At 70.2% G+C, this 12323-nt stretch carries 13 protein-coding genes; 7 read left to right on the top strand and 6 right to left on the bottom strand.

Annotated elements, in window-relative coordinates:
• Positions 1-26: 26 nt before the first annotated feature.
• Positions 27-311, bottom strand: coding sequence for a helix-turn-helix domain-containing protein (locus ABZX85_RS23055; RefSeq protein WP_355871602.1), 285 nt, complete (start codon positions 309-311; stop codon positions 27-29).
• Positions 289-540 (bottom strand): helix-turn-helix transcriptional regulator, encoded by a 252-nt coding sequence (locus ABZX85_RS23050; protein WP_355871599.1) that lies wholly within the window; start codon positions 538-540, stop codon positions 289-291. The genes ABZX85_RS23055 and ABZX85_RS23050 overlap by 23 nt, the downstream gene beginning before the upstream one ends.
• A 175-nt stretch (positions 541-715) precedes the next feature.
• Between ABZX85_RS23050 and ABZX85_RS23045 the strand changes: the two genes are divergently transcribed.
• The 3 genes from ABZX85_RS23045 (at position 716) to ABZX85_RS23035 (ending at position 3525) form a co-directional block, all read left to right on the top strand.
• On the top strand, positions 716-1273 hold the full coding sequence (locus tag ABZX85_RS23045; RefSeq protein ID WP_355871596.1) for a hypothetical protein: 558 nt from the start codon (positions 716-718) through the stop codon (positions 1271-1273).
• A 210-nt stretch (positions 1274-1483) separates the two neighbouring features.
• Positions 1484-1933 (top strand): ImmA/IrrE family metallo-endopeptidase, encoded by a 450-nt coding sequence (locus ABZX85_RS23040; RefSeq protein ID WP_355871593.1) that lies wholly within the window; start codon positions 1484-1486, stop codon positions 1931-1933.
• A complete protein-coding gene (locus ABZX85_RS23035; protein WP_355871590.1) occupies positions 1897-3525 on the top strand; it encodes a tyrosine-type recombinase/integrase in 1629 nt (542 codons plus the stop codon). The genes ABZX85_RS23040 and ABZX85_RS23035 overlap by 37 nt, the downstream gene beginning before the upstream one ends.
• A 127-nt stretch (positions 3526-3652) precedes the next feature.
• Here ABZX85_RS23035 and ABZX85_RS23030 read toward each other — a convergent pair whose 3' ends face one another.
• A complete protein-coding gene (locus ABZX85_RS23030) occupies positions 3653-4513 on the bottom strand; it encodes a 3-hydroxybutyryl-CoA dehydrogenase (protein WP_355871587.1) in 861 nt (286 codons plus the stop codon).
• Positions 4514-4644: 131 nt separating this feature from the next.
• Between ABZX85_RS23030 and ABZX85_RS23025 the strand changes: the two genes are divergently transcribed.
• Entirely contained in the window at positions 4645-5880 is a 1236-nt protein-coding gene (locus tag ABZX85_RS23025; protein ID WP_355871584.1) for a family 10 glycosylhydrolase, read from the top strand.
• Positions 5881-5903: 23 nt separating this feature from the next.
• On the opposite strand, the gene ABZX85_RS23020 is transcribed toward ABZX85_RS23025, so the two are convergent.
• The gene (locus tag ABZX85_RS23020) at positions 5904-6836 is read right to left on the bottom strand and encodes a DMT family transporter (RefSeq protein WP_355871582.1); all 933 of its coding nucleotides are present in this window, start codon (positions 6834-6836) and stop codon (positions 5904-5906) included.
• On the opposite strand from ABZX85_RS23020, the gene ABZX85_RS23015 reads away from it, so the two are divergent.
• Complete coding sequence (locus tag ABZX85_RS23015; RefSeq protein WP_355871579.1) at positions 6835-8274, top strand: PLP-dependent aminotransferase family protein; 1440 nt, start codon at positions 6835-6837, stop codon at positions 8272-8274. The genes ABZX85_RS23020 and ABZX85_RS23015 overlap by 2 nt on opposite strands.
• Positions 8275-8322: 48 nt before the next feature.
• Positions 8323-8760: a GNAT family N-acetyltransferase gene (locus tag ABZX85_RS23010; RefSeq protein WP_355871576.1), complete on the top strand. Its 438-nt coding sequence runs from the start codon at positions 8323-8325 to the stop codon at positions 8758-8760.
• A gap of 13 nt (positions 8761-8773) precedes the next feature.
• Here the strand turns inward: ABZX85_RS23010 and ABZX85_RS23005 are convergent, their stop codons facing one another.
• Complete coding sequence (locus tag ABZX85_RS23005; RefSeq protein ID WP_355871573.1) at positions 8774-9220, bottom strand: DUF6314 family protein; 447 nt, start codon at positions 9218-9220, stop codon at positions 8774-8776.
• A gap of 125 nt (positions 9221-9345) precedes the next feature.
• On the opposite strand from ABZX85_RS23005, the gene ABZX85_RS23000 reads away from it, so the two are divergent.
• On the top strand, positions 9346-11820 hold the full coding sequence (locus ABZX85_RS23000; RefSeq protein ID WP_355871570.1) for an alpha-L-arabinofuranosidase C-terminal domain-containing protein: 2475 nt from the start codon (positions 9346-9348) through the stop codon (positions 11818-11820).
• Here the strand turns inward: ABZX85_RS23000 and ABZX85_RS22995 are convergent.
• Entirely contained in the window at positions 11807-12274 is a 468-nt protein-coding gene (locus ABZX85_RS22995) for a carboxymuconolactone decarboxylase family protein (RefSeq protein WP_355871567.1), read from the bottom strand. The genes ABZX85_RS23000 and ABZX85_RS22995 overlap by 14 nt on opposite strands.
• Positions 12275-12323 lie beyond the last annotated feature (49 nt).

Genomic DNA, 12323 nt, shown 5'->3' with positions numbered 1-12323 from the left:
GGAGCGGCCCTTCGGCGTGAGTGGGATCAGGCGGCGGCCGGCTTGCGGCTGCGGCGCGCGCGGGTCGGCTCCGGGGGCCGGTGCTCGGCGGCGGTGCTGCGGTGGGAGAGGCGGTCGTCGGCCATTCCGGCGGCCTCGAACTCCTCCACGGCGGCGAGGGGGAACAGCACCTTCACGCCACGCTTGAACGCGGCCGGCGCCTTGCCCCTGTGTCGGGCGATGTAGATGGCGGTCGGCGTGGTCTTCCAGCGCGTTGCCAGCTCGGCCACGGTGAGGTGGGGGGAGTCGTCACCCCGCGGGCTGGTCGTCATCACTCTCCTCGTCTTCGTTCTCGGTGATTTCGCGGATTGCGGCCCGTACGTCGCGCAGGCTGCCGAGGTGCTCGGCGATGCGCCGGACGATGTCGGGGCTGGGGTTGGCCTGGTCTCTTTCGATCCGGGACAGGTACGAGGTGGAGATCCCGATGCGCTGGGCGAACTCCGTCAGGCCGCAGCCCGACTCCTCGCGACTGCGCCGGATGGTCTGTCCTCGCGCCTTCACAGTGGAAACAATAGGAAAGAAGCGGCAACGACGCAAGCGTCAGAGTGGAAATAACTGGAAAGGAGAGGAAGTTGCAGGTCGGAGGCGGGATCTCGCCTGTCGCCGCCAGGTGACCCGTTGGTAAGTTGTTTCCTGTCGTTGCCTCTTGTTGCATGCGGATCGGGCGGAGAGTCAGATGAACCACGACCCTGAGCGGTGGGCTGCGCTCGGTCGCGCCATCCGCGACGACCGCGAGCGCCAGGGGCTCGGGCGCGATCAGCTCGTCGAGCGCATCCGGGAGCGCGGCGCCCGAGTGACGGCCCGCACCATCGGCAGCATCGAAAGGGGAGTTGTCCCCAAGTCGAAGGACAAGCCGCCGTCGCTCGAGCCAGTCGTGGCCGCGCTGGGCTGGCAGATCGGATGGACCGACCGCATCCTCGCCGGCGAGGACCCCGCCCTGGTCCTGGGAGTCGGGGCCACAGAGGCGCCGGCCGTAGATCCGCCTCGCGCCCGCCTGCTGGAGCTCGTTCCGTTCGTCTACGAGTTCAGCCGCACGGCAGTGGCGCTGGGGGCGGCACCCGGGCTGCGCGACGAATTCGACAGCCTCGTCCAGCGGCTCACGGACGCGGTGGGCGCTGGCCCGCCGAGGCGCCCCGCCTTCGCGCTGGCTGCGTACCGGCCGCACGGCGCGGCCGAAGGGGTGCCGGCGGATGACGCCGCCCGAATCCGAGACGCGCTCAACTCGGATTCGTGATGCGTGCAACCTTTCGCTTGCCGTGAGGGTCTAACACCTCACCGCGTCGCAGTGCCAGGTATGCGCCGGGGTTGTTTCGTGCTGCCCTGATTTGCTGTAGTGCGGAGATGACCGAAGGATTTCTTACCTTTTCCTTCCGTTTCCCGTGACAGATCGTGTAGACATGAACACCCGGCGCGCTTCCCACCCGTCCGAACCCGTGGGGGGCGCATGTCCGTAACACCGCTGCTATCCGCCGGTCTGCACTACGCGCCAGCCGCGATCCTCGACGAGCTGGGCGTCCCTGTCGTACGGACCTGGCTCAGGGACACGTGGGGGGCCTGGTGCCGGGAGCACGGCAGCATCGTCATCGCCTCCGGCCTCAGCGACGTACAGGAACGATGCGTCCTCGCCCACGAGTTGGAACACGTCTACGCCGACGATGCGGACTGCACCAGCCCGCTTGCGAGAATCCGGCAGGAACGCCACGCCGACCTTCAGGCCGCCCGCAAACTGATAGCCATCTCGGACCTCGCCGAAGTCGCCCAGTGGGCGCCCGACATCCATGTCGCCGCCGCTGAACTCCGCGTGACGGAACGGCTCCTGGAGGTCCGCCTCAACGACCTGCGAGGGGAGGGCTGGCCGTGGCGTCATCAGGATGGATCGAGGATCGGTGGCTGAAGAAGCGCAAGGACCCCGTCACCGGCAAGCGTGAACGCACGGAACTCTACGGAACGAACACCAAGCGATACCGGGTATGTGGAATTCCCGGCGTGAGAAAACGAAGCTTCGGGACCCTCGACGAGGCGAAGAACTGGAAAATTAAAGCTATCGCGTCGACGAAGAAGAAGGAGTTCGTCGACGACCGAGACGGAGAAATCCTCCTCGGCGACTACGTCCGGGACGAATGGTGGCCAAAGCGGACCGACCCCGCGAACACCGTGCACCCGATGAAATCGAAGATCTTCAACCACATCGTCGATACACAGCTCGGCCGGACCCAGATGTACGTCATCGGCGACGACCACCTCGTCGAGTGGAAGCGCGAGCTGACCGGGCGCGGCCTGGCCGCGTCCACGATCGAGGTGATCTGGAACCACCTGTCCAGCATCTTCAAGTCAGCAGCGGGCAAGCGGATCGCGAAGAACCCGTGCACCGAGGCCGCCAAGGGAGTGCGCCCGGCCGGTCCGGGAGAGACGAAGGCGCGAGCCTGGAGCAAAGCGGAGGCGGCGGCGATCCGCGCGGCAATGCCCGAGCGGTACCGGATCATTGCCGATCTCGGCATGCGCGCCGGCATGCGCCAGGGGGAGACCTTCGGGTTCAGCCCGGACGACATCGACCGCGACCTGATGGTGCTGCGCCTGCGTCGTCAGCTGCTGTGGGAGAACGGCGCGCGCCCGTACCTCAAGCTGCCCAAGGGCGACAAGGAGCGAGACGTCCCTCTGTCGCCCGGCCTGCTCAAGCTCCTCGACGAGTACGGCGAGGAGTTCCCGCCGGCGATGGTGACGCTGCCGTGGAAGGGCCCGGGCAACAACGGCCGGCCCCAGGCCGCGGTGCGACTGCTCTCCACGACCGGGCGCGGGAACCGTATCCAGCCGTCGACTTTCAACAAGGGCGTGATGAAGCCGGCGCTCGCCGCGGCCGGTCTCATCGCGCGGCGAGAGGAGGGGGAGGGTCGAGGATGGGAGCCGTCGCGGGAGATGATGCATCACCGCTGGCGGCACACCTACGCCAGCGTGCAGCTCGGCTCTGGCGAGGACGTCATCTCCGTGTCGCACTGGATGGGCCACGCGTCACCGGACATCACGCTGAAGATCTACGCGCACTTCATGCCGGACCGAGGGATGCGTGGGCGCACCGCCGTCGACAGCTGGCTGGAGGCCGGCACAGGGCTTGCCCCGCGTCCGCCGGCTCCGGACCTGTGGGCGGTCGATCCGCTCACGTTCACGGAGTCGACGCCGCTCGCGCTCCCGGGGCGGCGAGAGCAGTCGACCGAGGTGTATGTGCAGGGTGCCCGGTATGCGTGCGGTCCCTGGGGTGTGGGCGCGATGCTCACGGCGGCGGGGGCGCCCGTCGGCGAGATCCGTACCGCGCCGGGCGATGACCCTGACTGCGCGCTGGCCTCGGCACTGGCATGGGTGAAGGAGTACGCTGCGGTACATGGCATGGCAGTGAGGCGAGCGGAGAACCTGAACGATCAGGTAGCCGATCCCCTCAGGCCGTATCAGGCACTCGGGCGGTTCCTGCTCGTGCCTCGCGAGGGAGTGGCGTGACCTCCCGCTGAAACCCCCTCAGAACCCCCTCGGCTACGCAACGATCACTGGGGCCCGCCGTCCAGATCATCGACGGCGGGCCCCAGTTGTACTGCCGGGGTCATCCCGGGCGAGGCGTTTTCGCAGTTCAGCCGTAGGTGTAGAAGCCCGCCCCGGACTTCCGGCCCAGCCGGCCCGCGTCGACCATGCGCGCGAGCAGCGGGGGAGCGGCGTACAGGGGCTCCTTGTACTCCTCGTACATGGAGTGCGCGACCGACGCGACCGTGTCCAGGCCGATCAGGTCCGACAGCTTCAGCGGGCCCATCGGGTGGGCGCAGCCCAGCTCCATGCCGTTGTCGATGTCCTCGCGGCTCGCGATGCCCGTCTCGAACATCCGGATCGCCGAGAGGAGGTAGGGGATGAGCAGCGCGTTGACGACGAAGCCGGAGCGGTCCTGGGCGCGGATCGCGTGCTTGCCGAGGAGCTTCTCCGCGAAGAGCTGGGCGCGGGAGAGGGTGCCCTCGGAGGTGGTGAGCGCCGGGATCAGCTCGACGAGCTTCTGCACCGGGGCCGGGTTGAAGAAGTGGACGCCGATCACGTGGTCCGGGCGGGAGGTGGCGACCGCGAGCTTGACCAGCGGGATCGAGGAGGTGTTGGAGGCGAGGATCGCGTCCGGGCGGGTCACGACCTGGTCCAGGACCTGGAAGATCTCCGTCTTCACCTGCTCGTTCTCCACGACCGCCTCGATGACGAGGTCCCGGTCGGCGAACTCGCCGAGGTCCGTGGTGAAGCTGAGGCGCGCGAGCGTCGCGTCCCGCTCCTCCTCGGAGATCTTGCCGCGCTCGGCGGCCTTCGACAGCGAGGTGAGCAGCCGGGTACGGCCGAACTCCAGGGCCTCACCGGTCGTCTCGGCGACCTTGACGTCGAGTCCGGCGCGGGCGCAGACCTCTGCGATACCGGCGCCCATCTGGCCGCAGCCGACCACTCCGACGCGTTCGATGTCGGTCACATCGCTCCTCTCACGGTGCTGATCCTGCTCCGAACGTGCACGTTACTAGCAAGTATCGATGATCGATCGCCGGGGTCGGGCATGCTGTGCCCCGAGACAATCCGCACACCGAGTTTCAAAGGGGTTCTGCTATGGGGCGACTGACCCGGCGGGCGTTCACTCTCGCGGCGTTCTCGGTGGTCGCGGGGACGACGGCGACGGCCTCGGCGGCGGAGCGGAAGGCGGCGGAGTCGAAGGCGAGTCCTTACGGGGCGGCCGGGGTCCGCGAGATGCGGGGCGTCTGGCTCGCGACCGTCGCCAACCGGGACTTCCCCTCCAGGGCCGGGCTCACCGCGAAACAGCAGCGCGCCGAGCTGATCGGCTGGCTCGACCTCGCCGCCCGCTCCCGGCTCAACACCGTGATCCTCCAGGTCCGGCCCACCGCCGACGCCCTGTGGCCCTCCCCGTACGAGCCCTGGTCCGCCGTCCTCACCGGGACGCAGGGCAAGGACCCGGGGTGGGACCCGCTGGGCACGGCCGTCCGGGAGGCGCGGGCCCGGGGGCTCGAACTGCACGCCTGGTTCAACCCGTTCCGGATCGCCAACCACACGGACCCGAAGAAGCTCGCCGAGAACCACCCCGCCCGCCTCCACCCCGACTGGGTCGTCACCTTCGGCGGGCGCATGTACTACAACCCCGGGCTGCCGGCGGTCCGTACGTTCGTCCGGACGGCGATCCTCGACGCCGTCCGCCGCTACCCGCTCGACGCCGTCCACTTCGACGACTACTTCTACCCCTACCCGGTCGCGGGGCAGACCTTTGACGACGACGCGGCCTACGTGAAGTACGGCGCCGCCTTCCCCGACCGGGCGAGCTGGCGGCGGCACAACATCGACAGCTTCGTCCACGACATGGCCGTCCGGATCAAGAAGACGCGGGCCGCGACCCGGTTCGGTGTGAGCCCCTTCGGGGTGTGGCGCAACAAGTCCACCGACCCGCTCGGCTCCGACACGCGGGCCGCGCAGTCGTACGACGACAACTTCGCGGACACCCGGAAGTGGGTGCGGGAGGGGTGGATCGACTACATCGTCCCGCAGGTGTACTGGAACATCGGCTTCCCCGCCGCCGACTACGCGAAGCTGGTGCCCTGGTGGGCGGCCGTCGCCAAGGGCAGCCGTACACAGCTCTGCATCGGCGAGGCGCTGTACAAGGCGGGCGACCCGGCCCAGTCGGCGGCCTGGCAGAACGCCGCCGAACTCTCCCGGCACCTCACGCTGGCCGACAGGTACCCCGAGGTGAAGGGGCACGTGTACTTCGCGGCCCGTGAGGTGAAGGGGGACCCGATCGGGGCGTTCTCGAAGGTCGTCGCGGATCACTACAAGAAGTAGCCGATCGCCTCGGGAAGCAGGGGTCAGCCGCGGGCCCGCTGCGTGACGGCGATGCACACGAGGACGGCCAGCGCGGTGAGCGGGGCCGCCGGGGTGAGGTGCTCGCCGAGGAGCAGCACCGACCAGACCAGGGTGAGCAGCGGCTGGGCGAGCTGGAGCTGACTGGCCCGGGGGATGCCGATCGCGGCCATGCCCCGGTACCAGACGACCAGCCCGAGGAACTGGGACCCGACCGCGACCCACAACACCCCGGCGATCCCTCGCGCGTTCAGCTCGACGCTCTCGTGCGACAGGGCCAGCGCCCCGGCGGCCACGGCGAGCGGCAGGCACAGCACCAGCGCCCACGCGATCACCTGCCACCCCGGCATGACCCGCGCGAGCCGCCCGCCCTCGGTGTACCCGGCGGCGCACACGAGCAGCGCCCCGAACAGGTACGCGTCCGCCCCGGTGAGCGCCCCGCCGCTCTGCGCCACGGTGAACCCGGCGACCGCGACGGCTCCCGCCCCGGCCGCCGCCCAGAACGTCCGCGAGGGCCGGATGCCCATGCGCAGCGCGGAGAACAGGGCCGTCGTCAGCGGCAGCAGGCCGACCACGACGGCCGCGTGTGCGGTGGACGACGTCCGGAGCGCGAGGGTCGTCAGCAGCGGGAACCCGACCACCACGCCCAGCGCGACGACCCCGATGCCCGCCCAGTGCCGCCGCTCCGGGACCGGCACCCGCAGCGCGATCAGACACCCGCCCGCGACGACCGCCGCGAGCACACAGCGCACGGCGACGAGCGACCAGGGCCCGAAGCTCTTCAGCCCCCAGGCGGTGGCGGGGAAGGTGAGGGAGAAGGCGACGACACCGAGGGCGGCCTGGAGTGTCCCGAAGCCCGGGCGGACGTGTCCGTCGACGGGCTCCCCACCGGCCACCGCTATCCGACTCCGCGCGATAGCGCTATTCTCTGTCTTCATGTATGAGCGTAGCAGCGTCACCGACCTCGCCGCCAAGCTGCGAACCGAACTCGACCGCTACTCTCCAGGTGGAAAGCTCCCGTCCAGCCGGGCCCTCGTCGAGCGGTTCAAGGTCAGCCCCGTCACGGTCTCCCGGGCGATCGGCCAACTCGTCGCCGAGGGCCTGGTCGTGACCCGCCCCGGCGCGGGCGCCTTCCGCGCGGCCGAGCGGCGTACGGCACCGGCGCCGGCCGGCGACACCTCGTGGCAGGAGGTCGCGCTGAGCGCGGACGGCGCCGAGGGCCTCGTCCCCCGCTCGGTCGACGCGACCGGCGTCACCGTCTCGCTGGCCGTCCCCCCGCCCGGCGTCATCGAGTTCAACGGCGGCTATCTGCACCCCTCCCTCCAGCCGGAGCGCGCGATGTCGGAGGCGCTGGCGCGGGCGGGCCGCAGGCCGGGCGCCTGGGGGCGGCCCCCGCTGGAGGGGCTGCCGGAGCTGCGGGAGTGGTTCGCGCGGACCGTCGGCGGCACGGTCACCGCCGCCGAAGTACTGATCGGCGCGGGCGGCCAGGCCGGGCTCACGACAGCCCTGCGCGCCCTCGCCCCGCCGGGCGCCCCGGTGCTGGTCGAGTCACCGACGTACCCGGGGATGCTGGCGATCGCCCGCTCGGCGGGCCTGCGCCCGGTCCCCGTCCCCGTCGACCCGGGCGGGGTCCGCCCCGAACTCCTCGCCGACGCGTTCCGGGCGACCGGCGCCCGCGTGTTCGTCTGCCAGCCCCTCTTCCAGAACCCCACCGGCGCCGTCCTCGCCCCGGACCGCCGCGCGGAGGTCCTGCGCATCGCCCGCGAGGCCGGCGCGTTCGTCGTCGAGGACGACTACGTACGGCGCCTCGCGCACGCCGACGCGGGCCCCCTCCCGCGCCCCCTGATCGCGGACGACCAGGACGGCGTCGTCGTCCACGTCAGCTCGCTCACCAAGGCGACCTCGCCGAGTTTCCGGGTGAGCGCGCTGATCGCCCGGGGTCCGGCCCTCAGCCGGCTGCGGGCCATCCAGATCGTCGACGCGTTCTTCGTCCCCCGGCCCCTCCAGGAAGCGGCGCTCGAACTGGTCGGCTCCCCGTCCTGGCCCCGCCATCTGCGCACCCTGGCCACGGAGTTGAAGACGAGACGCGACACGCTCACGGCGGCCGTGCGCACGCACCTCCCCGACCTGGCCCTCCCGCACATCCCCTCCGGCGGCTACCACCTCTGGCTGCGGCTGCCGGACGCGGCGGACGAGTCCGTCCTGACCGCCGCCGCCCTGCGCGCCGGTGTCGCCCTCACGCCCGGCCACCCCTACTTCAGCGCCGAACCCCCGGGCCCCCACCTCCGGTTGAGCTTCGCGGCGGTCGCCGGGACCGAGGAGCTCACCGAGGGGGTGCGCCGGCTGCGCACGGCCTGCGACGAGGCGTTCGCGTAGCGCCGGAACTCGTTCGACGCCCCCGCCGCGACCTGCGACGCTCCTCCCATGAACGGTACTTTCCCCCTCGCCGAGGGCTACGAGATCTCCTCCGACACCGCCCGCATCGACGCCGGGCGCGTCCACCGATGGCTGTCGGAGGACGCCTACTGGGCGCTCGGGAGGGCGCGGGAGAAGCAGGACGAGGCGATCGCCGGATCGCTCAACTTCGGGGTGTACGAGGAGGGTTCGGGGGAGCAGGTGGCGTACGCGCGGGTGGTGACGGACCGGGCGACGTTCGCGTGGCTGTGCGACGTGTACGTCGATCCGGGGGTGCGGGGGAAGGGCATCGGGACCTCGCTGGTGGCGGCCGTCCGCGATCACCTGGAGGGGTACGGCGTCCGGCGGATCTTGCTCGCCACGCACGACGCGCACGGCGTGTACGCGAAGCTCGGGTTCGCGCCGCTGGAGCAGCCGGACCGGTGGATGGCCCTGTACTTCGCGTGAGTCCGGGGCCGGTTCAGCGGGCGCGGGCGTAACGCGTCGTGAGGACGAGGTCCTTGGCGGGTCCGCCGACCCGCCAGACCGTGTGCCAGTGGTCCGCGTCCAGGACGCAGAACTCGCCCCGGTAGAGGTCGGCCGCGCAGGGGTGCTCGGCGAGGTGGTGGCCGGTGGTGAGGTCGAGGCCGTGGAAGGGGCGGCCGTCGGAGAAGCGGACGTCGGCGGTGCCCGGCACCGGCCCCGGCAGGAAGAGCAGGGTGCGGGAGGCGGGCCGGGCGACGCCCCGCCAGGTGAACGACCCGGACTCCAGGTGCAGCAGCCCGGCCCCCTCCTCCCGCGGCCGGAACACGGTCGTCCCCGTGAACCCGCCCTCCTCCCCACTGCCCAGATCCCGCACGCCCCGCTCGGCCTCCCACTCCCCGGCGAGGTACTCCAGCACGTCCGCCACCGGCCGGAACCCGCCCATCAGCCCTCCCTTTCGACACTTTCGATACCGCGCGACTCATTGACGCCCAAGCGTCCCCTCCCTATCTTGCCGTTCGAAGTGCTGACCATTGTCCGATATTTCGCACATCGAGCCGCGGAGCCCCCATGTCACGCACCCGCCTGAGACTGAGTCTCGGCGCCACCGCCCTCCTCCTGGCCACGGCCGCACTCCCCGCCACCGCGCAAGCCGCCCCCACCGACTACGCGATCACCGTCGACCCCGCCGCCAAGGGCGCGAAGATCGACGACACGATGTACGGCGTCTTCTTCGAGGACATCAACCGGGCCGCGGACGGCGGCCTGTACGCCGAACTCGTCCAGAACCGTTCCTTCGAGTACTCGACCGTCGACAACCGCTCCTACACCCCGCTGACGTCCTGGACGGTCACCGGCTCCGCGAACGTCGTGAACGACGCGGGCCGCCTGAACGACCGCAACCGCAACTACCTTTCCCTGGCCGCCGGTTCAGCGGTCACGAACTCCGGCTACAACACCGGCATCCACGTCGACCAGGGCAAGAGGTACGACTTCTCCGTCTGGGCCCGCGCCGAGTCCGGCACCGCGCTGACGGTCACCCTCCAGGACGCGGACGGCACCCTCGCGACCGCCCGCCAGATCGCCGTCCGGGCGGGCGGCTGGCGGCAGTACAAGGTGACGCTGACGGCGACCCGTACGAGCAGCGTCGGCCGGCTGAGCGTCGCCTCCAGCGAGGCCGCCGCCCTCGACATGGTCTCGCTGTTCCCCCGCGACACCTACAAGGGCGAACCCAACGGCCTGCGCAAGGACTTGGCCGAGAAGGTCGCCGCCCTGAAGCCCGGGTTCGTGCGCTTCCCCGGCGGCTGCCTCGTCAACACCGGCTCCATGCAGGACTACAGCGAGGCGTCGAACTGGCAGCGCGCCCGCTCGTACCAGTGGAAGGACACCGTCGGCCCGGTCGAGACCCGTGCCGTGAACTCCAACTTCTGGGGCTACAACCAGAGTTACGGCCTCGGCTACTACGAGTACTTCCGCTTCTCCGAGGACATCGGCGCGATGCCGCTGCCCGTCGTCCCGGCCCTCGTCACCGGCTGCGGCCAGAACAAGGCCGTCGACGACCCGGCGCTCCTCCAGCGGCACATCCAGGACACCCTGGACCTCATCGAGTTCGCCAACGGGCCCGTCACCTCCAAGTGGGGCAAGGTCCGCGCCCAGATGGGCCACCCGAAGTCGTTCCACCTCACCCACATCGAGGTCGGCAACGAGGAGAACCTCCCCGTCGAGTTCTTCGACCGCTTCAAGCAGTTCCGGGCGGCGATCGAGGCCAAGTACCCGTACATCACGGTCATCTCCAACTCCGGCCCCGACGACTCCGGTTCGACCTTCGACACGGCCTGGCAGCTCAACAAGGACGCCAAGGTCGACATGGTCGACGAGCACTACTACAACAGCCCCCAGTGGTTCCTCCAGAACAACGACCGCTACGACACGTACGACCGCACCGGCCCGAAGGTCTTCCTCGGCGAATACGCCTCCCAGGGCAACGCGTTCAAGAACGGCCTGAGCGAGGCCGCCTTCATGACGGGTCTTGAGCGCAACGCGGACGTCGTCAAACTCGCCTCGTACGCACCGCTGTTCGCGAACGAGGACTACGTCCAGTGGCGCCCCGACCTGGTCTGGTTCAACAACCACGCCTCCTGGAACTCCGCCAACTACGAGGTCCAGAAACTCTTCATGACCAACGTCGGCGACCGCGTCGTCCCCTCGACCGCCACCGGCACCCCCTCCCTCCAAGGCCCGATCACGGGCGCGGTCGGCCTCTCCACGTGGGCGACCAGCGCCGCCTACGACGACGTCAAAGTCACCGGCGCCGACGGAACGGCCCTGCTGAGCGACGACTTCTCCGGCGACGCCTCGAAGTGGACCCACACGGGCGGCGGCAGCTGGAGCGTCCAGGACGGGCAGTACGTCCAGAGCGACACGGCCGCCGAGAACACCATGGTCAGCGCGGGCGACCCGAGCTGGCACGACTACGACCTGCACGTGAAGGCCACCAAGAAGTCCGGCAAGGAAGGCTTCCTCGTCGCGTTCGGCGTCAAGGACACCGGGAACTTCTACTGGTTCAACATCGGCGGCTGGAACAACACCCAGACCGCCGTCGAACAGGCCGTGGACGGCGGCAAGTCCACGCTGATCTCCAAGGCGGGCAGCGTCGAGACCGGCCGCGCCTACGACGTCGACGTCAAGGTCCGGGGCCGCCAGGTCACCCTCTCCCTCGACGGCAAGGAGTGGGGCAGCTTCACCGACGACAAGCCGGCCGAGCCGTTCCGCCAGGTCGTCACGCGCGACGCGAAGACCGGCGAGCTGATCGTCAAGGTCGTCAACGCGCAGGCGGCGGAGGCCCGTACGGAGATCGACCTCGGGACGTCCCGGGTCGCGTCCAAGGCCCGGGTGACCACGCTGGCCGCCGCCCCGGACGCCGTGAACACGGAGACGGCCACCCCGGTCGCGCCCGTGACGTCCACGTTCGACGGGGTCGCCAGGAAGTTCACGTACACCTTCCCGGCGAACTCGGTGACGTTCCTGCGGATCAGGCAGAGGTAGCCGGTCCGGCGAGCAGGCCGCGCTCCTCGAAGACCTTCTTCGCGACGAACGTCGCGTTGAGGGCCTTCGGGAAGCCGCAGTACCCGGCCGCGTGCAGCAGCGCCTCGGTGATCTGGGCCGGTGTGAGGCCGACGTTCAGCGCGGCGTTGAGGTGCACCTCCAGCTGCGGTTCGCAGCCGCCGAGCGCGGTGAGCATCCCGATCGTCACCAACTGGCGGTCGCGGGGCGCAAGGCCGGGGCGGGCGTAGATCTCGCCGAAACCCCAGGCCACGATCTGGTGGGCCATCTCGGGGTGGATGTCGGCCAGCGAGTCGATGACCCGCTGGCCGGCCTCTCCGTCGACCGCGCGCAGGACGTCGAGGCCGTGGGCGAAACGCTCGTCACGCGTGGTGCCCGCGTTCCCGTTCCGGTTCTCGTTCTGGTTCCCGTTCTGGTTCCCGTTCTGGTTCGTCATGGGAGAGAACGTAGGAGCTGGAGCGCGCTCCAGCGCAAGTGTGAACTCG

It is taken from the genome of Streptomyces sp. NPDC004539 (genome assembly GCF_040610055.1).
Classification (GTDB): Bacteria; Actinomycetota; Actinomycetes; order Streptomycetales; family Streptomycetaceae; genus Streptomyces.
This window is presented reverse-complemented; position numbering and strand designations above follow the sequence as displayed.

What these genes read in the sequence shown, in the direction of transcription:
- ABZX85_RS23055 (WP_355871602.1), bottom strand. Translation starts at nt 311, where the DNA reads ATGACGACCAGCCCGCGGGGTGACGACTCCCCCCACCTCACCGTGGCC.
- ABZX85_RS23045 (WP_355871596.1), top strand. Translation starts at nt 716, where the DNA reads ATGAACCACGACCCTGAGCGGTGGGCTGCGCTCGGTCGCGCCATCCGC.
- ABZX85_RS23040 (WP_355871593.1), top strand. Translation starts at nt 1,484, where the DNA reads ATGTCCGTAACACCGCTGCTATCCGCCGGTCTGCACTACGCGCCAGCC.
- ABZX85_RS23025 (WP_355871584.1), top strand. Translation starts at nt 4,645, where the DNA reads ATGGGGCGACTGACCCGGCGGGCGTTCACTCTCGCGGCGTTCTCGGTG.
- ABZX85_RS23015 (WP_355871579.1), top strand. Translation starts at nt 6,835, where the DNA reads ATGTATGAGCGTAGCAGCGTCACCGACCTCGCCGCCAAGCTGCGAACC.
- ABZX85_RS23020 (WP_355871582.1), bottom strand. Translation starts at nt 6,836, where the DNA reads ATGAAGACAGAGAATAGCGCTATCGCGCGGAGTCGGATAGCGGTGGCC.
- ABZX85_RS23010 (WP_355871576.1), top strand. Translation starts at nt 8,323, where the DNA reads ATGAACGGTACTTTCCCCCTCGCCGAGGGCTACGAGATCTCCTCCGAC.
- ABZX85_RS23005 (WP_355871573.1), bottom strand. Translation starts at nt 9,220, where the DNA reads ATGGGCGGGTTCCGGCCGGTGGCGGACGTGCTGGAGTACCTCGCCGGG.
- ABZX85_RS23000 (WP_355871570.1), top strand. Translation starts at nt 9,346, where the DNA reads ATGTCACGCACCCGCCTGAGACTGAGTCTCGGCGCCACCGCCCTCCTC.
- ABZX85_RS22995 (WP_355871567.1), bottom strand. Translation starts at nt 12,274, where the DNA reads ATGACGAACCAGAACGGGAACCAGAACGGGAACCAGAACGAGAACCGG.